The following is a 22,879-nucleotide window of genomic DNA, read 5'->3' on the forward strand; positions in this document are numbered from 1 at the left end:
CCCCACTGCCTTAAGGGCGTGGGGGGACCCCCAACGGGCTGGGAGTGCCTGACCGGCGGCTGAAGCGCAGCGCGCGCAGCAGCGCCCGCCTTCGCAACGGCTCGGGCATGCAAACCCCCCAAGCCACCACCCCTACCCCCAGCAGCACCCCCCACCGCTCATGCGCATCCCCCCAGCGGGGATCGCCGGCCCCGGCGAGCAGGGTCCAGCGGCTGGGGATCAGCAGGGCCACCAGCGTCGCCGTCGTCAGGACGGCGGCCGCCACCGACGGGCCCGGTTCGGGCTCGTCCGTGAGGCGTACGGCGGTGGCCGCCGCGGCCAGGGCGAGGGCGGCGGTTGCGGCGGCCTCCAGGGTGACGGCGCCGACCGGAGGGCGTACGCCGTGCGGTACGAGGGCCAGTGCGGCCGTCCACCACAGCGCGGCCACCGGCGCGACCAGCAGCACCCGCAGGCTCGTGCGCACCCAACGCGGAGTGGTGACGGGTGTGGTGAGGTGCCGGGCCGGGTCGTCCAGCAGGAACGTCAGGCCCAGCGCGAAGGCCAGGGCGGCGGCCCGCAGCAGGGTGAGCGCGAGCCAGGCACCCGGCGGGCCGTCGGACAGCCGCGGCAGGACGACGAGCAGCAGCCCCACGCCCGCGCCCGCCCCGAGCGCCCGCCACGGCACCGTACGCGCCACGGCCGCCACCAGCGCCCCGCTCACCGGCACGGTCCTGCGCTCACTTCCCACACTCGTCCGCCCCCTTCGGCACCTTGGTTCCCAGGACCCGGGCCACCTCGGCCGTGGTCACCCCGCGAGCCGTCAGCTGCGCCCAGTGGGACTTGACCGCGGCCGTCACCTCGGCGCGCGGACGGGAGAGCAACTCCCGTACGACGTCGGTCTGTCCGGCCGACATCGACATCGGGTTCGTCGGTGTCAGCACGGTCGCCGGGCCGCTCAGGCTGTCGTCGACGCGGACGTTCCTGAGGTCGGCGACCGGGTCCGCATCGCGGCCCAGTGCCAGCCACATCACCGTGACCACGCGTCCGTCGCAGAGCTCGCTGCCCTTGTTCTCGTCCCCGCCGACCAGCACGGAGGCGACGGCGACCGCGAACTCCGGCACCCGGTTTCCGCCCCAGCGCGTGCCGACCGTCACCTGGCCGGGTGTGGTGGACGGTTCGATCGCCGCGTCGCCGTCGAGGCCGTAGCGGGCCTCGATCCGCTGCCGTACGAGCAGGGGCCGGCTCGCGGCCGTACCGCCGGCGAGGGCCTGGACGCGGTCGACGACCCCGGCCCAGGTACCGGTCCGGGCGTTCCACTCGTCGAAGGCGCAGTACTGCGAGACGCCCTGCCGTACACACGACTGCTCCTTCTCCGGCGAGACCGAGGCCCGCTCCCGGGCCGCCGCCAGCTCCGGCGAGACGCCTCCGGACTGCCCGACCGCGCCGGTCAGCGCGAGGGCCAGCGCACCCGCGAGACCCGCCTTCAGCGGCCAGGACCGGCCGCCGGCCGCCAACACCGCGGCCATGGCCGTCAGCAGGGCCAGCCCGGCGAGGTACAGGGCGTGCCAGGCCGCGGGGCGGCCGAGCAGGTCGGACGGCAGGGTCGAACTGCTGTTCTCGCTCACGACCGGCGACAGCCAGCGGCTCCACTGCGCACCACCCGACCCCGTGGCGGCGAACAGCAGGAAGGTGAAGAGACCGATCACCACGATCGGGGCGGCGAACGCGGACGGGATCAGCCGGGCGATCAGCAGGCCGAGGGCCCCGAACAGCAGCACGTACAGCGGAGCCACGGCCAGTTCGGCCACCGACCCGTGGCCCACCGCGCCCGGCCGCAGCGCCTGCCAGGTGAACTGGGTCAGCACGACCAGTGCGGTGAGCAGGGCGAACGGCACCACGGACAGGGCGTGCCCGACCGTGCGCCGCCACGGCTCCATGACCAGCACGTCGAAGTGGCGGTCGGTACCGCGTCGGCGGGAGCGCAGCGCGGCCCGGTTGACGCAGACGAACAGGGCGATGCCGAGCAGGATCGGCGTGGTCTGGGTCGCACGGTCGACGTCCTGGAGCGCCGGGTAGGCGGCCATGCCGTCCGAGGGGGACACCAGCTTCCAGCCGGTGTAGCCGACGTAGAACAGCAGGGTCGCCGCCACCGGGATGTACTGGAGCAGATCGCGCGCCTCGAAGCGGGCGAGGGCGAACACGGCCGCCCAGCTGCGGCGCTGTTCGCCGTGGACGACGAGCGGGGCCGTCGCTTCCATGACCGTGCTCATGCGGCCGCCACCTCCGCGCCCGCGCCGTCCAGGGTGAGCAAGTAGCCGTCCTCCAGGGTGGGTTCGAGCAGGTCGGCGCCTGCGGGCGGGTTGCCGACGTTGCGGAAGGTACCTGTGCCGGTGCGCCAGCCCGCCTTCGCGCCGGGGTCGCGCTCCGTGCTGCTCCACACCCGTCCGGCCGCCCGTGCGGTCAGCTCGGCCGGGGTGCCGTCGAAGCGGATGCTGCCGCCCGCCATCACCAGCACGCGGTGGCAGAGCATCGCCACGTCCTCGGTCTGGTGGGTGGAGAGGAGTACGGTGCGGCCCTCCCCTGCCTGTGCGATCAACTCCCGGAAGCGCATGCGCTGTTCGGGGTCGAGGCCGACGGTCGGCTCGTCGAGGACGAGGAAGCCGGGGTCGCCGACCAGCGCGGCGGCCAGCGCGACCCGCTGCCGCATTCCGCCGGACAGCTTCTTGATGCGCTTGGCACGTACGTCGGCGAGGTCGACCTCGTCCAGCACGCGCCTCACCTCCCGGTGCCGGGCGCCCCGGTCCGTCAGCTCCTTGAGGATCGCCACGTAGTCGACGAACTCGAAGGCCGTGAAGTCCGGGTGGAAGCCGGGCGTCTGCGGCAGATAGCCGAGCCTGCGCCGCACCTCCTGCCGGCCGGCCGCCGTCGCCGGGTCGTGCCCGAGCGCGGTGAAGGCACCCCGGTCCGGGGGCACGGCGGTGGCCAGCACGCGCAACAGGGTGGTCTTTCCTGCCCCGTTGGGCCCGAGCAGCCCGGTGACGCCCGAGGTCAGCCGCAGCGACACCTCGTCGAGGGCCTGTGTCCCGCCGAAGCGGAGACTGAGCCCGGAAGCGGAAACGGTCGGTGTCATACGGCATCCCCCTGGAAGCGGTCGAAACGGTCACGTACGAGGAAGAGCAGCCCGCCGGTGAGCGCGGCGACCGCAGCCGCCACCCCCTGGCCGGCCGCGGTGAACGGCACCGGCGTGGCGTCGGCGTCGTAGGCATGGGCCGCCAGCAGCAGCGCCACCCACACCCCGCCGACCAGCGACGGCGCGAGCACCGGGCCGAGCCGGGCGGTGAGGACCAGGCCGGTCGAGGTCAGGGCCAGCGCGGGCAGCAGCCAGGCGAGGGCGCCCAGCCCGTAGCCCGGCAGCGCGAGCGTCGCCAGGCCGCTGAGGCCGAGCACGGCGGTGAGCACGGCGACCGTCCGCACCATCAGCAGCCTGAACCCGTGCATCGGCGCGACCACCGCCATCTCGTACGTCGGGTCCAGCGCGGGCCCGTACGACAGGGCGACCCCGCCGAGGGGCAGCAGCGGCGCGAGGGCGAGGAAGAGCGTGGGCGAGGCGGCCGCCGTACCCGCGTGGGCCGCGACGACGCTCATCACCAGCACGGCGACGACCGCACCCAGCCAGGAACGGCGCAGCACGGGCGTGGCCGCGAGCAGCCGCGCGGTGTGATCGGCGGCCCCCAGCCGCATCAGCAGCCCCTCGAGCAACCCCGGCCGGGGCGCATCCAGCTCGGCGTCCAGCCGCTCCCAGCCGGCGTCGACCCGCTCCGGGTCACCGACCTCGGCGAGGACGCCCCGGCACTGCGCGCACGCGACGAGATGGGTGTCGGCGGACCACAGTGCGGGCGGCGCCAACTCGCCCCGGGCGTAGGCCCGTAGGTCTTCTGCATCCACATGCCAGGTCATGCCGCCACCTCCTGCACCGGCACACGGCCCGGCAGACCCCGGTCGCGCACCTGCCTGCCCATACCGCCACCTCCATGCCGGTGCGGCAGCCCCGCGACCCGGCACACCCGATCGCACAGCGGCCCGCCGGCGTCGCCGCTCCCGAGCCTGCGCGCGGCCCGGCAGCCCCGATTGCACATCCGCCCGCTCATGTCAGCGCCTCCCGCAGTTGCTTACGGGCCCGCATCGCCCGTGTCTTGACCGTCCCCGGCGGTATCCCGAGCAGGACGGCCGCCTCCCGGGTGGTCAGGCCGTCGATGACGGTGGCCTGGAGCACCGCGCGCAGCTCCGGTGAGAGCCGGACCAGGGCGCCCGCGAGGTCCCCGTGCTCCACCCCCGCGAGCACGCGTTCCTCCGCGGACGCCTCGTCCCGGTGCCGCAGCCTGGACAGTGCCTGCCTGAGGCGCCCCCGGGCCCCGTCGCCCCGCAGCGCGTCGATCAGCCGCCGCGAGCCGATCCGCCACAGCCATCCGGCGACGTCGCCGTCCTCCCGGTAGCGGGCCTTGCCCCGCCAGATCGCGAGGAACGTCTCCTGTACGACGTCGTCGACCACGCCGGCGTCTGCGCACCGGCCGCGCAGCCGGGCGGTCAGCCACGGCGCGTACCGCCGGTACAGCTCCTCGAAGGCGCGACGGTCCCCGTCCGCGGCGGCCCGCAGCAGCTCACCGTCGCTTCTCGTTTCGCTCACGTCCCCTCATCGGACCGGCCCCGCGGATCGGTTCACACGTTTTCCCTCGACTTTCTCAGGCGGCTTGACTTTCGCAGGCCGCTTCCACCACCCTTTCACTACTCAATTAGTGAAAGGGTGGTTGTCCGCGTGGTCGAGTACCGCATCGACCGGCGCTCCGGCGTCGCCACCTACGTCCAGATCGTCCAGCAGACCAAGCAGGCCCTCCGTCTGGGCCTCCTGGAACCGGGGGACAAGCTGCCCACAGCCCGCGAGGTGGTCGAGGCCACCGCCATCAACCCGAACACGGTCCTGAAGGCCTACCGCGAGCTGGAACGCGAGGGCCTGGTCGAGGCCCGCCGGGGCCTGGGGACCTTCGTACGGCGGTCACTGGGCACCGCACCGGCCGAGTCCCCCCTGCACGGGGAGCTGGACGTCTGGGCCGCGAAGGCCCGCGCGGCCGGCCTGGACCGGGACGACGTGGCCGCGCTGTTCACCGCCGTACTCGAGAAGCACTTCGCCGACATCCCGGACCAGCACAGCTCTGACCAGCACAGCCAGGGGGACCTTTCATGACGGACACCACCGGCTTCGCCCTGGAGGCGGCCGCTGTGGGCAAGCGCTTCGGCAGGCGCCGGGGGCCGGCGGCTGGGCGCTGCGCGACTGCGGCTTCCGGCTGCCCGCCGGCCGCGTCTGCGCCGTCGTCGGCCCGAACGGGGCGGGCAAGTCCACGCTCCTGGCGCTCGCCGCCGGGCTGCTGGTCCCGACCGAGGGCACGGTCACCGTCCTGGGCACGGACCCGGCCTCGGCCCGCGCCCGCGTGGGCTTCGTCGCGCAGGACAAGCCGCTCTACCCACACCTCACGGTCGCCGAGACGCTGCGCATGGGCGCCGACCTCAACCCCGGCCGGTGGGACGCACCGACCGCCGAGCGGATCGTCGCCGAGGGCGACCTCGGCCTGAAGACGAAGATCCGCGCCCTCTCCGGCGGCCAGCGAACCCGCGTCGCGCTCGCGCTCGCCCTCGCCAAGCGGCCCGAGCTGCTGCTCCTGGACGAGCCGATGGCCGACCTCGACCCGCTGGCCCGGCACGAACTGATGGGGGTGCTGATGGCGCAGGCCGCGCAGTACGGCACGACGATCGTGATGTCCTCGCACGTGGTCGCCGAACTGGAAGGCTCCTGCGACCACCTGCTGCTGATAGGCGGCGGCCGCGTCCGCCTCGCCGGGGAGATCGACGAGCTGCTGGAGGCGCATGTACGCGTGTCCGGCCTCGCGCAGACCTCCCTCGACCCGCACACCGTCGTCGAGTCCCGTACGACCGGCCGCCAGCTCAGCGCACTGATCCGCCCGGCGGGCCCGCTCCCGGACGGCCTGCGCACCAGCGCTCCCTCCCTGGAGGAGCTCGTCCTCGCCTACCTGCGCAACCCCGAGGCCCCGGGTACGACGTCGGCCGAGGCCGCGTCCGAGTCCGAGAAGGCCGCCCTGTGAGCGCGCTCGGGATACCGGGACTGCCCCGGACGGTCCTGCGGCTGCACCGCTCGGCGCTCATCGTGTGGGGTGCCTTCGTGGCCGCCCTGATCGGCTGGCTGGTCTGGCTGAACACGGTGACGTCCAGCGCGGGCGAGCGGCAGCGCGCCTACTGCGACCATCACGACACCTGCAACATCCTGGACCAGCTGAACTACGGCCAGCGGACCGTCTGGGTCGCGACACTCGTCTGCTACAGCTCCCTCGCCGTGGCCGCCTGGTCGGGCGCCTCCCTCATCGGCCGTGAACTGGAGTCCGGCACCGCGCAGTTGGCGTGGACGCAGGGTGTCTCCCCGGCCCGCTGGCTGGCCGCCAAGCTCGCCGTGCCCGCGCTGCTGGTCACGCTCGGCTGCACGGCACTGGTCCTGGCGTACCGCAGGGCCTGGAGCGCACACCCCGGCCTGCGGGACGGCGACTGGACCTCCGTCGTCACCTTCGTGGCCCGCGGCCCGGCGACGGTGGCGTACGCCCTCTGCGCGCTCGCCGTCGGCACGCTCACCGCCATGCTGCTGCGCCGCACACTGCCTGCCCTCGGCGTCTCCCTCGCCGCGACCTGGGCGCTGCACCTCGCCCTGGAAATCTTCCGCGAGCACCTCTGGCCGGCGGTAAACCGCGTCACGGCGACCGAGGAGCTGTGGCCCAGGCACGCATGGGTACTGGAGAGCGGGGCAATCCGGCACGGCCACCGCGTCGCGTACACCGGCACTTCGCCGTGCGAGGGCAATCCCGCCCAGGTCAAGCAGTGCGCCGCCGACCTGGACATCACCGGCTACTACACGGTCTACCACCCCCAGTCCCACTACTGGCCCCTCCACCTCGTGGAGACCGGCGTCGTCCTGGCTGTCGCCGTCCTCGCGGCCGTCCTCGCCTTCCGTCTCCTCCCCCGCCGCACCCGGGCCGCCCGCAAGGAGTCCCTCGTATGACCGCCCTCGACATCAAGGCGCCGGTGACGGCCATGGGCGGCGGCGAGAGCGGCGGCCTGGCGGCGGTGCTCCTGCGGCTGCACCGCCCCGCGCTGATCGTCTGGGCCCTCCTGGTCGCCGTGACCTCGGCGCTCCTGCTGTGGGCCCACGGCCCGGGGGCCGACGCGGCGCACGCCGAGTGGCTGCGGATCTGCAACGGCGGGGAGCCCTGCACATGGGGCAGCGCGATCACGGACTACTACCGGGCCCGCACGCTCGCCGAGGCCGTAGTCGCGGTGCTCCCCCTGCCGGTCGCCGCCTGGGCGGGCGCCGCCCTGATCGGCCGCGAACTGGAGTCCGGCACCGCACACCTGGCCTGGACCCAGGGTGTGAGCCCCGCCCGCTGGCTCACCGCCAAGCTCGCGCTTCCCGCCGCACTGCTCACCACCGGCTCGGCACTCCTCGTCGTACTGCACAGCCTGCTGGCCGCGACGGCCCCGTTCCCGTACGACTGGCGATGGCACAGCCAGAACCTCCCGTCCGACGCCGCCCTCGCCCTGGCGAACCCCCTCCTCGGTCTCGCCCTCGGCGCCCTCACGGGCCTGGTCCTGCGCCGGTCCCTGCCCGCACTGGCCGTCGCCGTCGCGGTCACGGAAGCGGTCCTCGCCACGACCGGCTGCCTCCGCAACCCGCACGCCTCGTCCCCCTCCTGGCCGCTCCGCCTCGTCGAGACCGGCCTCGTCCTCGCCGTCGCCGCCGCGGCCGCCGTGATCGCCTTCCGGCTGCTGCGCCGCCGCACCGTGTGAGGCATCCGATGCGCGTACGTCCTTCCACGGGGGGATGGACGTACGTATTCTCGGGGCGGCTCCCAGCAGGCTCTTACGCCGGTCCCGCCGAGGTAGACGCCCGGGAGCCGCCCCCAGATATCCCGCACGCCATGTCGCCGTAACCAACGGTTCAGACAGGCTTGCGACGCTCAGCCAATGACGCCCTCCGTGCCCAAGCCTTCGCCGCCCCCCGAGGGGCCCGCGGGGAACGGGGACGCCCTCCGCTCCGTAAAAGCACTCCCACCCGCGCTTTCCGACGCGCCCGTATCGCTGGGAACGCGGAAGAATGGGTTCATGAGTCAGCCAGACACCGCCCAGGCACAGGTCCAGCACGCGCAGCCCTCCGTGGGCTCCATCGCCGCGCACCGCCCGCACACGGTGGCCGCCGCGGTCTCCGACCTGGAACCCGACATCGATGCCGATCTCGATGCCTACGAGGAGTCGCCGTACGACGGCCCTCAGTTGCCGCAGGGTCGTTTCCTCGACCGGGAGCGCAGCTGGCTGGCGTTCAACGAGCGGGTCCTCGAACTCGCCGAGGACCCCAACACCCCGCTGCTGGAGCGCGCCAACTTCCTCGCGATCTTCGCCAGCAACCTGGACGAGTTCTTCATGGTCCGGGTGGCCGGTCTGAAGCGCCGTATCGCAACGGGTGTCGCCACCCGCTCCGCCTCCGGCCTCCAGCCCCGCGAAGTCCTGGAGATGATCTGGGCCCGCAGCCGCGAACTCATGGCCCGGCACGCCGCCTGCTACCACGAGGACGTCGCCCCCGCGCTCGCGGAGGAGGGCATCCACCTGGTCCGCTGGAGCGAGCTGACGGAGAAGGAGCAGGCCCGCCTGTTCACCCTGTTCCGCCACCAGATCTTCCCGGTGCTCACCCCCCTCGCGGTCGACCCGGCGCACCCCTTCCCCTACATCTCGGGCCTCTCGCTGAACCTGGCCGTGGTCGTACGCAACCCTGTCACCGGCCACAAGCACTTCGCCCGCGTCAAGGTCCCGCCGCTGCTGTCCCGCTTCCTGGAGAGCTCCCCCGGCCGCTACGTCCCGATAGAGGACGTCATCGCCGCCCACCTGGAGGAGCTGTTCCCGGGCATGGAGGTGCTGGAGAGCCATGCCTTCCGGCTCACCCGCAACGAGGACCTGGAGGTCGAGGAGGACGACGCCGAGAACCTCCTGCAGGCCCTGGAGAAGGAGCTCATGCGGCGCCGCTTCGGGCCGCCGGTGCGCCTGGAGGTCGAGGAGTCCATCGACCGCGAGGTCCTGGACCTGCTGGTCCGCGAGCTGAAGATCAGCGAGGCCGAGGTCTACCCGCTGCCCGGTCCCCTGGACCTCACGGGCCTCTTCCGCATCGCGGGCCTCGACCGACCCGAGCTCAAGTACAAGAAGTTCATCGCCGGCGTCCACCGCGACCTCGCCGAGGTCGAGTCGGCCTCCGCGCCCGACATATTCGCCGCGCTGCGCAGCCGGGACGTGCTGCTGCACCACCCGTACGACTCCTTCTCCACGTCGGTGCAGGCGTTCCTGGAGCAGGCGGCCGAGGACGAGGACGTCCTCGCGATCAAGCAGACCCTGTACCGGACCTCCGGCGACTCCCCCATAGTCAACGCGCTCATCGACGCCGCCGAGGCCGGCAAGCAGGTCCTCGTCCTGGTCGAGATCAAGGCCCGCTTCGACGAGCACGCCAACATCAAGTGGGCGCGCAAGCTGGAGGAGGCCGGCTGCCATGTGGTCTACGGCCTGGTCGGCCTGAAGACCCACTGCAAGCTGTCCCTGGTGGTCCGTCAGGAGGGCGACACGCTACGGCGTTACAGCCACGTCGGCACGGGCAACTACCACCCGAAGACCGCAAGGTTGTACGAGGACCTCGGCCTGCTGACGGCCGACCCGCAGGTCGGCGCGGACCTCTCCGACCTCTTCAACCGCCTCTCCGGTTACTCGCGCCGCGAGACGTACCGCCGTCTCCTCGTCGCCCCCAAGTCCCTGCGCGACGGCCTGATCGCGCGGATCAACAAGGAGGCCCAGCACCACCGTGCGGGTCGTCCTGCCTTCATCCGCATCAAGGTCAACTCGATGGTCGACGAGGCCCTCATCGACGCCCTCTACCGCGCGTCCCAGGCCGGCGTACCGGTCGACATCTGGGTCCGCGGCATCTGCGCGATCCGCCCCGGTGTCACGGGCCTGTCGGAGAACATCCGGGTCCGCTCGATCCTCGGCCGCTTCCTCGAACACTCCCGGGTCTTCGCCTTCGGCAACGGCGGCGAACCCGAGGTCTGGATCGGAAGCGCCGACATGATGCACCGCAACCTCGACCGCCGTATCGAGGCCCTGGTCAGGGTTACCGACCCGGCCCACCGCGCAGCCCTGAACCGGCTGTTGGAGACCGGCATGTCCGACACCACCTCGTCCTGGCACCTCGGCCCGGACGGCGAGTGGATCCGGCACGCCACCGACGCGGACGGCGGGCCCCTGCGAAACATCCAGGAGATGCTCATAGACGCCCGGAGGCGCCGGCGTGGCACAGCAACACCTTGACCCGACGGACCCCACGGCCGGGCCCTCCCCCACAGGCGAAGCCCTCGCGGGCTACCTGAGGGCCCAGGCCACGGAGTTCCTCCGCGCCCTGCGGCTCCACCGGGAAACCGGCGGTGCGACCGGCAACGGCACGGAGGACTCCGTAGACGCGGCCCGCGCCCTGCGCCGCTCGGTCCGCCGCATCAGCGGCAGCCTGCACACGTTCCGCCCCCTCCTGGAAACGGAATGGTCGGAGTCCCTCCAGCCCGAACTGGCCTGGCTGTCCGGCACGTTGACGATGGAACACGCCTACGCGGCACGGCAGGAACGGCTGCTACTGGCGCTGCACAGGTTGTCGGGGGCGACGGTTTTCCCGACGCAGTCTGCCGCTGCTTCAGCCGTCGGCGCCGTTGTGGGCAGTCGTTCCGCTGGGGCGGATCCCGTCCCACGGAAAACGGCACAAGGGACCGCCGGTCCCCCCGCGGCCACGCCCACAACAGACCGCGGCAACCTGACAGTCGGCGCCGCAAAAGCGGGCGCCCTACTGGAGCGCCAGCTCACACTGGCCCGCACCCGGGCCCACTCAACAGCCCTCCAGGCACTGGGATCCAGCCGCTTCCACGCCGTAGCAGACAAGATCGCAGTCCTCGCCAGCGAAGTCCCCCTCACCCCCACCGCCCCCACCACCCCCCTCCACCCCCTCGCCACCGCAGCCGAGGAGCGCCTGACCGACGCCATCACCGCGCTCCCCCTCGTCACCGCAGGCAGCCCCTACAACGCGGAGGCCCTGATCCACGGCCTCTCCCCGGACCCGTCCCCGCACCCCCAGGACGCCCCCTGGCACCAGGTCCGCCTGCTGCTGCGCCTGCACCGCTACGCCCGCGAGGCCCTCCACGACACCGGCGGCCCCATCGACGTCCGCCTGCTGACCGCGGGCCAGGCCCTGGACCGGCACCGCGACGCCTCGGAGGCGGCGGCGGCCGCGGCCTCGGCGGCCCGTACCCCCCGGATCGCCCCGGCGACGGCGTACGCGCTCGGGGTGCTCCACGCGGACCAGCGGCACGAAGTGGAGGCGGCCCGCTTCGCCTTCCAGCAGTCCTGGCTGAAGCAGGCGGTGAGCACGCCCTGAGCCGGTGACCCCGGCGTACTCAACCCTGTCGAAGGAGGCGGTGACCCACCCGTGACCCACACCAACGACACTCTCATCCAGGCAGCCGGCTGCGTCCTGTGGCGACGCTCCCCGGTCGACGGCGAGCTGGAGATCTGCCTCGTCCACCGGCCGAAGTACGACGACTGGTCCCACCCCAAGGGCAAGCTGAAGCGGGGCGAGGACCACCTGACGGGCGCCCTGCGCGAAGTCGCCGAGGAGTCGGGCTACACGGCGGAGCCGGGCGCCGAGCTGTCCACCCTGCGCTATTTCGCCAACGGCCGCCCCAAACAGGTCCGTTACTGGGCGGCCGAGGCGGTCTCGGGCGGCTTCACCCCCACCACGGAGGTGGACCGCATCCTGTGGCTCTCCCCCGCCGCGGCCCGCAGCCGGCTGACCCAGTACCGCGACCGCATCCTGGTCGACGAACTGCTGACGACGCTGCGTCACGCCTGAGGGCTCACGTGCCCTTCGGCGTCCGTCCGGGCCTGGCTGCGCGCTCTGCGGGCCGGTCCGCGCCATCCACAGCTGCACCTGGCAAAACAGAAGCGACCCTGCTCGACGGTCGTCGTCCGATGTTCGTGCTGCGCCACGCTGACAACGTTACCCACCCACGGCTGCCTTCATCAGCCGCCTCCGGCAGCGGAGCCGGTATGCGCGTGACGAGCCCACCTACCCGTCGTTATCCGGAACGACAGGGGGCCCGTGACGGACGTACCGGCTGGGGGTAGGCAGGCGATGGCGGAGCGGCAGCACAGGGGGACGGTCGTCACGGCAGGACTCATGGTCTGTGTCTGCATGGGGGCCGGCGGATGCTCCGGCACCGGGTCCGCCGCCGAGGACCCCCGCGCCTCCGGTCCCGTCGAGACCCTGCACCGCGCCGCCGAAACCCTGGTGGAAGCGGGCAGTTCAAGGGCGACCACGTCGATGGAGATGGCCATCGGCGGCACCCGCGTCACCATCCGCGGCGAGGGCGACTACGACTACCGCCGGCAGCTCGGCAGGCTGAAGGTGCAGCTCCCGCAGAACCCGGCCGGTACCGACGACCACCGCCCGATCACCGAACTCCTCGCGCCCGGCGCCCTGTTCATGAAGAACCGGGGCGCGGGAGTGCCCGCCGACAAGTGGGTGCGGGTCGACACGGCCACCCTCTCCGACGGCAACCTGGTGACCGGCGGCGCCACCGACCCGTATGCCGCGGCCGAGTTGCTGCGCGGGACGCGCAGGGCGACGTATCTCGGCCGGACCGAGTTCGCCGGTGTCGAGGTGCGGCACTACCGCGGCACCGCCGACCTCACCACAGCGGCGCGGCACGCCTCGAAAGGTGTCCGGGAGGCCCTCGCCGCGGCGGCGAAAGGGTTCGCCACGGCCGAGGTCCCGTTCGACGTCTACCTCGACGACCAGGGCCGCATCCGCAAGATCCGGCACCGGTTCAGCTTCGTCAACGGTCTCCAGAAGGGCACCGTCGCGGTCGCCTCGACGACACTGCTGTACGACTTCGGGGCCCCCGTCGACGTACGCCTTCCGGCCTCGAAGGACATCTACGCAGGGAAGATCGCCGAGCAGTAGCCCGTACTGGAGGATGACTGACGGGCGTCAAGAACTAGCCCGTCCGTGCCATGCGCGGTGTGTAGGCCGCTCCCTACTCTAGGAAGTCGGTAACGGCAGAGATGAGGTGATGCACGTGGCTCCGGTCGGCGGTACGGCAGTTCAGGACCACGTGGCCCTCGCCGAGATCGAGCTGTGCGGAGAGCTGATCATCGCGGCCTCGGCCGCGGAGGACCGGCTCAGCCTTGAGAGCATCGACGAGGTGCTGAAAGTGGCCGAAGAGCGCGACGCCTCCGGCGACTAGCCGGAGGCCCCGCACCGGCGGGTTCAGGTGCGCAGCAGCCGGGCGATCGCCTTCGTCGCCTCGTCCACCTTGGCGTCGATCTCGTCACCGCCGCGGACCGCGGCATCGGCGACGCAGTGCCGCAGGTGTTCCTCCAGGAGCTGCAGCGCGAAGGACTGCAGGGCTTTGGTGGAGGCGGACACCTGGGTGAGTATGTCGATGCAGTAGACGTCCTCGTCGACCATCCGCTGCAGGCCGCGGATCTGGCCCTCGATCCGGCGCAGGCGCTTGAGGTGCTCGTCCTTCTGCTTGTGGTAGCCGTGCGTCGCGTTCTGCGTGCTGTCGTCGGAGGGCGCCGTCGCGCCGGCCTCGGTGGTCGTCATCGCGTCCTCCCGTAAGACATGCGGACATATACCCCTGGTGGGTATATGGTATCGAACTTTGCTGGGTATACGGCCCTTGGCCCTTGCCTGGGCCGGACCTCCGAACGGCCCCCGTGCCGACCACTCTGCCCGATGGGCGACACTGGGGGACGGCCCATTAGCCGTGGCCGGATGATGCGCCTAGCATCAGCCTGACCGAAACCGAAGCACCCCGAGGACCCCACGTGCGCTTTCGTCTGACCCCCAGGGAGACGAGCTTCTACGACATGTTCGCCGCCTCCGCGGACAACATCGTCACGGGCTCGAAGCTCCTGATGGAACTGCTCGGGGCGGACGCACCTGCCCGGGCCGAGATCGCAGAGCGTATGCGGGCCGCGGAACACGCGGGTGACGACGCCACACATGCGATCTTCCACCAGCTGAACTCCTCGTTCATCACGCCCTTCGACCGCGAGGACATCTACAACCTCGCGTCGTCCCTCGACGACATCATGGACTTCATGGAGGAGGCGGTCGACCTGGTCGTCCTCTACAACGTCGAGGAACTCCCCAAGGGCGTCGAGCAGCAGATCGAGGTCCTTGCGCGCGCTGCCGAGCTGACGGCGGAGGCCATGCCGAACCTCCGCACGCTGGACAATCTGACCGAGTACTGGATCGAGGTCAACCGCCTCGAGAACCAGGCCGACCAGATCCACCGCAAGCTCCTCGCCCATCTCTTCAACGGCAAGTACGAAGCCATCGAGGTGCTCAAGCTCAAGCAGATCGTGGACGTGCTGGAAGAGGCAGCCGACGCCTTCGAGCACGTGGCGAACACGGTGGAGACCATCGCCGTCAAGGAGTCCTGACCCCTCCATGGACACCTTCGCTCTGGTCGTGACCATCGCGGTCGCGCTCTTCTTCACGTACACGAACGGCTTCCACGACTCGGCGAACGCGATCGCGACGTCGGTCTCGACCCGGGCGCTGACGCCGCGGGCGGCGCTGGCGATGGCCGCGGCGATGAACCTGCTGGGTGCGTTCCTCGGCAACGGAGTGGCGAAGACGGTCAGTGAGGGGCTGATCGAGACCCCGGCCGGCTCGAAGGGGATGGGCATCCTCTTCGCGGCACTGGTGGGTGCCATCGTATGGAACCTGATCACCTGGTACTTCGGCCTGCCCTCCTCGTCCTCCCACGCGCTGTTCGGCGGCCTGGTCGGCGCGGCGCTGGCGGGCGGCACGGACGTCCTGTGGAACGGCGTGCTCGACAAGGTCGTCATCCCGATGTTCGCCTCGCCCGTCGTCGGCCTGATCGCCGGCTACCTGGTGATGACGGCCATCATGTGGCTGTTCCGCCGCTCCAACCCGCACAAGGCCAAGCGCGGCTTCCGTATCGCCCAGACCGTCTCCGCGGCCGGCATGGCGCTCGGCCACGGTCTCCAGGACGCCCAGAAGACCATGGGTGTCGTGGTGATGGCCCTGGTGATTTCCGGCCACCAGACGTACAGCGACCCGATCCCGGTCTGGGTCAAGATCGTCTGTGCGGTCATGCTGTCCCTGGGCACCTACGCGGGCGGCTGGCGCATCATGCGCACCCTCGGCCGCAAGATCATCGAACTGGACCCGCCGCAGGGCTTCGCCGCCGAGACGACCGGCGCCTCGATCATGTTCACCACCGCGTACCTCTTCAAGGCCCCCATCTCCACGACCCACGTCATCACGTCGGCGATCATGGGCGTCGGTGCGACGAAGCGCGTGAACGCGGTGCGCTGGGGCGTCGCCAAGAACATCATCCTGGGCTGGTTCATCACCATGCCGGCGGCGGCGCTGGTCGCAGCGGGCGCGTTCGGCGTGGTCAACCTGGCATTCCTGTAGGGCTGATTTTGCCTGGCGGGGCTGATTTTTCGCCGGCCGAGGACTGATCTTTTCAGCCCGTCCGGCGTTTGAGGACGAGGCCGTTCAGGCCGAAGCGGGGGGTCTGGGGGCGGCCGCCCCCAGGGACGCGCACCCCGACGCACCCGTAGACGAAGACGACGACGGGCCCGCCCCCGGGAGCCAGGGGCGGGCCCTTTATCGTCCTCGCGGTGGCACCGCCATGCAGCACCGCGAGGGGTTTGTGGCGGCCTAGCCGAAGCGGCCGGAGATGTAGTCCTCCGTCGCCTGGACCGACGGGTTGGAGAAGATCCGCTCCGTGTCGTCGATCTCGATCAGCTTGCCGGGCTGCCCGACGGCCGCCAGGTTGAAGAAGGCCGTACGGTCCGAGACACGCGCCGCCTGCTGCATGTTGTGCGTCACGATGACGATCGTGAACCGCTCCTTCAGCTCACCGATCAGGTCCTCGATGGCGAGCGTCGAGATCGGGTCGAGCGCCGAGCAGGGCTCGTCCATGAGCAGGACCTTCGGCTCGACCGCGATCGCCCGCGCGATGCACAGACGCTGCTGCTGACCACCGGACAGCCCCGAACCGGGCTTGTTCAGCCGGTCCTTGACCTCGTTCCAGAGGTTCGCGCCCTTGAGCGACTTCTCGACGACGTCCGCGAGCTCGGACTTCTTGTACGAGCCGTTCAGCCGCAGCCCCGCCGCCACATTGTCGAAGATCGACATCGTCGGGAACGGGTTCGGCCGCTGGAACACCATGCCGACCTCGCGGCGCACGGACACCGGGTCTATGCCCTGTCCGTACAGGTCCTCGTCGTCCAGCAGCACCTTGCCCTCGACCCGGCCGCCGGGCGTGACCTCGTGCATACGGTTCAGCGTGCGCAGGAACGTCGACTTGCCGCAGCCGGAGGGGCCGATGAACGCCGTCACCGAACGCGGCTCGACGGTCATCGAGATGTCTTCGATCGCCTTGTGGGCGCTGTAGTAGGCGGTCAGTCCGCTTACGTCGATTCGCTTGGCCATAACTACTTCACTTCCAGGATCTTCAGTCGCCGATTGGCCCCGCCCGGCGGAGCCGGAAGTCGTCGCTTTAGCGACCGGTCTTCGGGGCCTTCCAGCGGGCGATGCCGCGGGCCACCAGGTTCAGGATCATCACGAAGGCGATCAGGGTGAGCGAGGCCGCCCAGGCCCTGTCGTACGACGCGTCCGCGCCTGCCGCGTACTGCTGATAGATGTACAGCGGCAGCGACTGCTGCGCACCCTCGAAGGGGTTGTTGTTGATGAACCGGTTGCCGAACACCAGCAGCAGCACAGGAGCCGTCTCACCGGTGATACGGGCGATCGCCAGCATGATGCCGGTCGTGATGCCGCCGATCGAGGTCGGCAGGACCACCTTCAGGATGGTGCGCCACTTCGGGACGCCGAGCGCCAGGGAGGCTTCGCGCAGCTCGTTCGGGACGAGCTTGAGCATCTCCTCTGTGGAGCGCACGACCACCGGCATCATCAGGATGGCCAGGGCCAGCGAACCGGCGAAGCCGAAGGGCTCCATCTTGAAGATCAGCATGAGGCTGAGGATGAACAGACCCGCGACGATCGACGGGACACCCGTCATCACGTCGACGAAGAAGGTGACGGCCCGGGAGAGCTTGCCGCGGCCGTACTCGACCAGGTAGATCGCGGTGAGGATGCCGACCGGTGCGGCGATCAGCGTGGCGAGTGCGACCTGCTCCAGGCTGCCGATGATGGCGTGGTAGATGCCACCGCCCGGCTGGGAGTCGGCGACGATGCCCATCGAATGGGTCAGGAAGTAGACGTTGAGGACCTTCACGCCGCGCGAGATGGTCACCCACACCAGGGAGACCAGCGGGACGACGGCGATCAGGAAGGCCGTCCAGACCAGGCCGGTCGCGATACGGTCCTTGGCCTGACGGCGGCCCTCGACGCGCGCGGCGATGCCGTACGTACCGACGAGGAAGAGGATCCCGGCGATCAGGCCCCACTGGACCTTGCTGTCGAGGCCCGCGCCCAGGCCGATGGCGACCGCGAGGGCGAGGGAGCCGGCGGCGATCGCCCAGGGCGACCACTTGGGCAGACGGGCGCCGCGCAGGGTGCTGGCGGGCTTTTCGGCGATGGCGGCGTGGCTCATGCGTTGGCCCCCGAGTACTCCTTGCGGCGGGCGATGATCATGCGGGCCGCGCCGTTGACCAGCAGGGTGATGACGAACAGGACCAGACCGGAGGCGATGAGCGCGTCCCGGCCCTGCTCCGTTGCCTCACCGAACTTGGAGGCGATGTTCTGGGCGAAGGTGCCGCCGCCCGGGTTGAGCAGGCTGCCGTGAATGAGGAAGTCCGGGGAGAGCACGGTGGCGACGGCCATCGTCTCGCCGAGCGCACGGCCGAGGCCGAGCATCGAGGCGGAGATCACACCGGAGCGGCCGAAGGGGATCACCGCCATGCGGATGACCTCCCAGCGCGTGGCACCGAGGGCAAGGGCCGCCTCCTCGTGCATCTGCGGGACCTGGCGGAAGACCTCGCGGCTCACGTTGGTGATGATCGGCAGGATCATGATCGCGAGCAGGATGCCGACGGTGAGCATCGAGCGCGGTGCGCCGCCGTCCCAGGAGAAGATGCCGGTCCAGCCGAAGTAGCTGTCCAGCCAGCCGTACAGGCCGTTCATGTGCGGTACGAGGATCAGCGCGCCCCACAGGCCGTACACGATGGACGGCACGGCGGCGAGCAGGTCGATCACGTAAGCGATCGGACCGCTCAGCTTGCGCGGTGCGTAGTGCGTGAGGAACAGCGCGATCGCGACGGCGATCGGCACGGCCAGGACCATGGCGATGATCGAGGAGATCACCGTGCCGAAGGCCAGGACCGCGATACCGAAGACCGGCGGGACGGACGTGGCGTTCCACTCGAAGGTCGTGAGGAAGTTGCCGTGGTCCTTGCTGATCGCGAGGGAGGCGCGGTAGGTGAGGAAGACCGCGATCGCGGCCATGATCACCAACAGGAAGATGCCCGACCCACGGGAGAGACCGAGGAAGATCCGGTCACCGGGTCGGGTGGCGCCACGCGCTGCGCGCTTTTGTTCGGCGGTGGGCTGCGGGGCGGGGGGTGGCGTGTCAGTTATCTCTGTAGATGTGTCCATCGGGTTCTCCGGTCTGCGGAACCTCACGCGAGGTGCGGTTCTGCGAAGCCGTACGCGACGTACGGCTCGTGGCGGCGGTGCACCGGACGGTGCGGTCCGGTCCCGGGTTTTCAGGCCCGGGACCGGACCGCACTCGGATCAGCTCAGGCCCTCGATGGTGGTGCGGACCTTGGCGATGATGTCGGCGGGGACGGGGGCGTACTTCAGGTTGGGCAGCAGGCCCTGGCCGTCCTCGGAGGCGATGTAGCGCAGGAACGCCTTGGTGGCGGGCAGGGTGTCCGCCTTGTTGCCCTTGTCGCAGACGATCTCGTACGTGACCAGGGTGATCGGGTAGGCGCCGTCGGCCTTGGTGTTGTAGTTCAGCTTGAGCGACAGGTCCTTGCCCGTACCCACGACCTTGGCGTCGGCGATGGCCTTGGTGGCGCTGTCGCTGCTCGGGGCGACCGGGGCGCTGGCACCGGTGTTGATGCTGGCGGCCTTCACACCGTCCGTGACGTAGGACAGCTCGAAGTAACCGATGGCGCCGTTGGTCTGCTTGACCTGGGCGGCCACACCGGAGGACTGCGCGGCGGACTGGCCCCCCTTGGCCTGCCAGGCCTTGCCGCCGGAGTACTTCCAGTTGTCGGGCGTCGCGGCGATGAGGTACTTGGTGAAGTTGTCCGTGGTGCCGGACTCGTCCGAGCGGTGGAACGCCTGGATCTTGAGGTCGGGGAGCTTCACGCCCTTGTTCAGCGCGGCGATCGCCGGGTCGTTCCACTTGGTGATCTTGCTGTCGAAGATCTTCGCAATGGTCGGAGCGTCCAGGACCAGGTTGTCCACGCCGGAGAGGTTGTAGCCGAGCGCGATCGGGCCGCCGACCATCGGCAGGTCGATGCCCTGGCCGCCGGAGCAGACCTTCTTCGAGGCGGCGACGGCGTCGGGCTTCAGCGCCGAGTCGGAACCGGCGAAGGCGAGCTGGCCCTGGGTGAAGGAGGTGACACCCGCACCGGAACCGCCGGCCTTGTAGTTGATCTGCACGCCGCAGGCCTTGGAGAACTGCGCCACCCACGCGTCGATCGCGTTCTTCTGCGCGGACGAGCCGTCGGACAGCAGCTGCCCCTTGGCGTCGTCGCACTTGATCGAGCTGGCGTTGCCCGTCGAGGACGCGCTGGCGCCGCCGCTGCTGTTGCCGGTGTCGTCCGAGCCGCACGCCGTGAGGACCAGGGCGCTCGACGCGGCGATGGCACCGAGGGCGATGGCCCGCCGATTCATGCGCTGAAGCTTCACTTGAAAGAGTTCCTTCCAGGAGCCGCCGTCCTGAATTCGGCGGCGTGCAGGTTGAAGTCCTGGCAACGGAGGACGCACCTTCCCCGAGGCACGGCCCACATCGCGTAAGGCCGAAATTAGGCAGACCAGGTGAAGGCGCCTACGGCCGGAAATGAACGGCAGGTGAACCCCTGCCGACGGTGTGGTTAGGTCACGGAACGCTTACGGGGAGAGCACATGAAGGTTCCGGCCCATCGGGTGTCTCTCTCCACGGTGACACAGGAGTGACACTCCTGCGGGAACCCGTGTGGTCGGCGAGCCGTCTCGTTCCCCGAGAGCAATCCGGGAGGACGCAACATGGAACGTCGTACGTTCATCGGAGGCGGCGCGGCCGCACTGGCGGCGGTCGCCACGGCTGCGTGCAGGGGCGGGTCCGCCGACGCGGACACCAGCACCTCGTCGTCCTCGTCCTCCTCCGGTACGGCGATCAGGTCCCAGTCCGCCGCGGCAGCCCCCGCGAACTGGACCGCACTCTCCCACGACCTCGACGGCGCTCTGATACGCCCGGGCGAGGCGACCTGGACCACGGCCCACCAGCTGTACAACACCCGCTTCGACGGCCTGAAGCCGGCGGCCGTGGCCTATGTCGCCCATGCCGACGACATACGGACGACCCTCGCCTACGCCCGCGCCCACAACATCCGGGTCGCGATCCGCAACGGCGGCCACTCCTACGCGGGTTGGTCCTCCGGCAACGGCAAGCTGATCGTCGACGTCTCGAAGCTGAAGCAGATCCGGGTGAGCGGCGGCCAGGCCGTCGTCGGTGCCGGCTCCAAGCTGATCGACGTCTACCGCGCGCTGACCGCGAAGGGCGTGACGATACCCGCGGGCTCCTGCCCCTCGGTCGGCGTCTCGGGCCTGGTCCTGGGCGGCGGCCACGGCGTGGTCTCCCGGGCGTACGGCCTGACCTGCGACAGCCTCACGCAGGCCACCGTGATCACGGCGGACGGCAAACAACTGACTGCCAACGCGACGGAGAACAAGGACCTGTTCTGGGCCCTGCGCGGCGCGGGCAACGGCAACTTCGGCGTCGTGACGGAACTGCACTTCAGGACCCACCCGGCCCCGCAGGCCGTCTCCGCATACCTGACCTGGCCCTGGTCGAAGGCCGCCGCCGTGCTGAAGGCCTGGCAGGAGTGGGGCCCCGACCAGCCCGACGAGATCTGGTCCTCCTGCCACCTGGAGAACGGCGGCTCGCCCACCGTGTCGGTCGCGGCCTTCTCCATCGGCACGTACGGAGAACTGCAGAACGCGCTCGACCGCCTGGTCTCGGCCGTCGGCTCGCCGACCCGGAGCGAAACGCTCAAGCGGCACACCTACGAGGGCGCGATGGAGGCGTACGCGGGCTGCTCGTCCTTCCGCACCGAGGCCCAGTGCCACCTTCCCGGCTCCACCCCGAACCGCAACCCGCAGGGCGCCCTGGGCCGGGAGACCTACACGGCCCGCTCGGACTTCTTCGACCGCTCGATCTCCTCGGCGGGCATCCAGACCCTGCTGCGGAACGTCAGCTCGGTCCCGGGCGGCGCGGGCAGCATCGCGCTGACGGCCCTGGGCGGCGCGGTCAACCGCGTCTCCCCCACCGCAACGGCCTTCGTCCACCGCCGCTCCCGGATGCTGGCCCAGTACCTGGCGTCCTGGCGCGCGGGCACCACAGGCTCAGCGGCCCAGACCTGGCTGACCAACACCCACAAGGCAATGCGCCCGTACGCCTCGGGAGCGGCCTACCAGAACTACACGGACCCGACCCTGACGGACTGGCGGAAGGCGTACTACGGGGATGCGGCGACGCGCCTGTCCCAGGTGAAGAACCAGTACGACCCGAACCGCTTCTTCACCTACCCGCAGGCCCTGTAGCAGCCCCGCCCGCCTTAGCTGCGGGCGTCAGTGCCGCCGTAGCTGCGGACAATCATGCCGCCGTAGCTGCGGACAATCATGCCGCTGAGGGCGGCACCCGTCCCAAAGAGAGCGGCACCCCTCAGGCGCGGGCAAGCAACACCCCCGTACGCCGGCTCCACCCCGGGTCACCTATGCGGCGAGGTCCCGCTCATCCGCCCCTAGGGCCTCATTCCGCGCCCCCGGGATCAACGCGCCCCGCCCTACAGCCGCCCGCCCGGGCCCCCGCACGAACCACCCACCCCAAGCCGACCCCTCAACAGCCTTCACCACAGGCGTCAGCAACAACATGGCAACCGGCGACAACAGCAACGCCACAGCCGTCCCGAGGGCAAACCCCCCGACCACATCAGTCGGATAGTGCACACCCATATAGACCCGGCAAAAACCCTCAAGCAGCGCCAAGCCGATCCCGACAGCGCCGAACTTCCGATTGGCGACAAACACCCCCACCGCCACAGCCATGGTGATGGTCGCGTGATCGCTCACAAACGAGTAGTCGGTCTTCCCGGACACCAGAACATCAAGCCCGTCGTGCGTACGAAACGGCCGAGGCCGCTCGACAAACCCCCGTATCGGCACGTTCACCAGCACCGCCAACGCCGCAGCGACCGGCGCCCACACCAACGCGGCCACGGACGAGGCAGCGTCCTCGTCCCCCCGCCGCCGCACGGACCACCAGCACCACACCACCAGCAGGACCATGGCCAGCAGCAGCCCGTACTCCCCGACAAAGGAGACGACCCGGTCGAACCAGTGCGGTGCGTCCTTGGCCAGGCCATTGATGTCGTAGAGCAGGTCGACGTCGGGGTTCGACCCGGATTCGGCGAGTCCAGCCATGGTGCTGCGGCCCCTTCGTCGTCTGCTGCCGGACGTGCTCGCGCACGCCCGCTTACCCACCCCCGTGGTTGT

General features: G+C 70.6%; 22 protein-coding genes and 1 pseudogene. 12 read left to right on the forward strand and 11 right to left on the reverse strand.

The window, feature by feature from the left end:
* Positions 1-10: 10 nt before the first annotated feature.
* From EDD92_RS22695 to EDD92_RS22715, 5 genes are all read right to left on the reverse strand, one after another.
* Positions 11-727 (reverse strand): ABC transporter, encoded by a 717-nt coding sequence (locus EDD92_RS22695; protein ID WP_260326691.1) that lies wholly within the window; start codon positions 725-727, stop codon positions 11-13.
* On the reverse strand, positions 717-2,249 hold the full coding sequence (locus EDD92_RS22700) for an ABC transporter permease (RefSeq protein ID WP_123966028.1): 1,533 nt from the start codon (positions 2,247-2,249) through the stop codon (positions 717-719). The genes EDD92_RS22695 and EDD92_RS22700 overlap by 11 nt, the downstream gene beginning before the upstream one ends.
* Complete coding sequence (locus tag EDD92_RS22705; protein ID WP_123966029.1) at positions 2,246-3,109, reverse strand: ABC transporter ATP-binding protein; 864 nt, start codon at positions 3,107-3,109, stop codon at positions 2,246-2,248. The genes EDD92_RS22700 and EDD92_RS22705 overlap by 4 nt, the downstream gene beginning before the upstream one ends.
* Entirely contained in the window at positions 3,106-3,936 is an 831-nt protein-coding gene (locus EDD92_RS22710) for a zf-HC2 domain-containing protein (protein ID WP_123966030.1), read from the reverse strand. Before EDD92_RS22710 ends, EDD92_RS22705 begins: the two co-directional genes overlap by 4 nt.
* Before the next feature lie 187 nt (positions 3,937-4,123).
* A complete protein-coding gene (locus EDD92_RS22715) occupies positions 4,124-4,663 on the reverse strand; it encodes an RNA polymerase sigma factor (RefSeq protein WP_123966031.1) in 540 nt (179 codons plus the stop codon).
* 129 nt (positions 4,664-4,792) lie between these two features.
* On the opposite strand from EDD92_RS22715, the gene EDD92_RS22720 reads away from it, so the two are divergent.
* From EDD92_RS22720 to EDD92_RS49945, 9 genes and pseudogenes are all read left to right on the forward strand, one after another.
* Positions 4,793-5,218 carry a GntR family transcriptional regulator gene (locus EDD92_RS22720; RefSeq protein ID WP_123966032.1) on the forward strand — a complete coding sequence of 142 codons (426 nt, stop codon included), beginning with the start codon at positions 4,793-4,795 and terminating at the stop codon, positions 5,216-5,218.
* Positions 5,215-6,131 (forward strand): annotated as a pseudogene (locus EDD92_RS22725) (ABC transporter ATP-binding protein). The gene EDD92_RS22720 and the pseudogene EDD92_RS22725 overlap by 4 nt, the downstream one beginning before the upstream one ends.
* A complete protein-coding gene (locus tag EDD92_RS22730) occupies positions 6,128-7,093 on the forward strand; it encodes an ABC transporter permease (RefSeq protein ID WP_221268121.1) in 966 nt (321 codons plus the stop codon). The pseudogene EDD92_RS22725 and the gene EDD92_RS22730 overlap by 4 nt, the downstream one beginning before the upstream one ends.
* The gene (locus tag EDD92_RS22735; RefSeq protein ID WP_123966033.1) at positions 7,090-7,878 is read left to right on the forward strand and encodes a hypothetical protein; all 789 of its coding nucleotides are present in this window, start codon (positions 7,090-7,092) and stop codon (positions 7,876-7,878) included. Before EDD92_RS22730 ends, EDD92_RS22735 begins: the two co-directional genes overlap by 4 nt.
* A 315-nt stretch (positions 7,879-8,193) precedes the next feature.
* Positions 8,194-10,428 (forward strand): RNA degradosome polyphosphate kinase, encoded by a 2,235-nt coding sequence (locus tag EDD92_RS22740; RefSeq protein WP_123966034.1) that lies wholly within the window; start codon positions 8,194-8,196, stop codon positions 10,426-10,428.
* The gene (locus tag EDD92_RS22745) at positions 10,409-11,536 is read left to right on the forward strand and encodes a CHAD domain-containing protein (protein ID WP_123966035.1); all 1,128 of its coding nucleotides are present in this window, start codon (positions 10,409-10,411) and stop codon (positions 11,534-11,536) included. Before EDD92_RS22740 ends, EDD92_RS22745 begins: the two co-directional genes overlap by 20 nt.
* Before the next feature lie 51 nt (positions 11,537-11,587).
* Positions 11,588-12,010, forward strand: a complete 423-nt coding sequence (locus EDD92_RS22750) for an NUDIX hydrolase (protein WP_123966036.1) — start codon at positions 11,588-11,590, stop codon at positions 12,008-12,010.
* Between the two features lie 282 nt (positions 12,011-12,292).
* Entirely contained in the window at positions 12,293-13,123 is an 831-nt protein-coding gene (locus EDD92_RS22755) for a hypothetical protein (protein ID WP_123966037.1), read from the forward strand.
* Between the two features lie 109 nt (positions 13,124-13,232).
* Entirely contained in the window at positions 13,233-13,406 is a 174-nt protein-coding gene (locus EDD92_RS49945) for a hypothetical protein (RefSeq protein WP_185124098.1), read from the forward strand.
* Between the two features lie 23 nt (positions 13,407-13,429).
* On the opposite strand, the gene EDD92_RS22760 is transcribed toward EDD92_RS49945, so the two are convergent.
* Positions 13,430-13,768, reverse strand: a complete 339-nt coding sequence (locus EDD92_RS22760; RefSeq protein WP_123966038.1) for a metal-sensitive transcriptional regulator — start codon at positions 13,766-13,768, stop codon at positions 13,430-13,432.
* A 224-nt stretch (positions 13,769-13,992) separates the two neighbouring features.
* Here EDD92_RS22760 and EDD92_RS22765 point away from each other — a divergent pair, with 224 nt between their 5' ends.
* Both EDD92_RS22765 and EDD92_RS22770 read left to right on the forward strand, forming a co-directional pair.
* Complete coding sequence (locus tag EDD92_RS22765) at positions 13,993-14,613, forward strand: DUF47 domain-containing protein (protein ID WP_123966039.1); 621 nt, start codon at positions 13,993-13,995, stop codon at positions 14,611-14,613.
* A gap of 7 nt (positions 14,614-14,620) precedes the next feature.
* Entirely contained in the window at positions 14,621-15,619 is a 999-nt protein-coding gene (locus EDD92_RS22770; RefSeq protein ID WP_030941588.1) for an inorganic phosphate transporter, read from the forward strand.
* 249 nt (positions 15,620-15,868) lie between these two features.
* Here EDD92_RS22770 and pstB read toward each other — a convergent pair whose 3' ends face one another.
* The 4 genes from pstB to pstS form a co-directional block, all read right to left on the reverse strand.
* Positions 15,869-16,645: a phosphate ABC transporter ATP-binding protein PstB gene (gene pstB, locus EDD92_RS22775; RefSeq protein ID WP_030941589.1), complete on the reverse strand. Its 777-nt coding sequence runs from the start codon at positions 16,643-16,645 to the stop codon at positions 15,869-15,871.
* Between the two features lie 67 nt (positions 16,646-16,712).
* Positions 16,713-17,768 carry a phosphate ABC transporter permease PstA gene (gene pstA / locus EDD92_RS22780; protein WP_123966040.1) on the reverse strand — a complete coding sequence of 352 codons (1,056 nt, stop codon included), beginning with the start codon at positions 17,766-17,768 and terminating at the stop codon, positions 16,713-16,715.
* Positions 17,765-18,769, reverse strand: coding sequence for a phosphate ABC transporter permease subunit PstC (gene pstC, locus EDD92_RS22785; RefSeq protein WP_123966041.1), 1,005 nt, complete (start codon positions 18,767-18,769; stop codon positions 17,765-17,767). Before pstC ends, pstA begins: the two co-directional genes overlap by 4 nt.
* A 138-nt stretch (positions 18,770-18,907) precedes the next feature.
* Positions 18,908-20,035 (reverse strand): phosphate ABC transporter substrate-binding protein PstS, encoded by a 1,128-nt coding sequence (pstS, locus tag EDD92_RS22790; RefSeq protein ID WP_123966042.1) that lies wholly within the window; start codon positions 20,033-20,035, stop codon positions 18,908-18,910.
* Between the two features lie 336 nt (positions 20,036-20,371).
* On the opposite strand from pstS, the gene EDD92_RS22795 reads away from it, so the two are divergent.
* A complete protein-coding gene (locus EDD92_RS22795; RefSeq protein WP_123966043.1) occupies positions 20,372-21,928 on the forward strand; it encodes an FAD-binding oxidoreductase in 1,557 nt (518 codons plus the stop codon).
* A gap of 171 nt (positions 21,929-22,099) precedes the next feature.
* On the opposite strand, the gene EDD92_RS22800 is transcribed toward EDD92_RS22795, so the two are convergent.
* Positions 22,100-22,807 (reverse strand): phosphatase PAP2 family protein, encoded by a 708-nt coding sequence (locus EDD92_RS22800; RefSeq protein ID WP_123966044.1) that lies wholly within the window; start codon positions 22,805-22,807, stop codon positions 22,100-22,102.
* Positions 22,808-22,879 lie beyond the last annotated feature (72 nt).

Source organism: Streptomyces sp. TLI_185 (assembly GCF_003814765.1).
Taxonomy (GTDB): domain Bacteria; phylum Actinomycetota; class Actinomycetes; order Streptomycetales; family Streptomycetaceae; genus Streptomyces.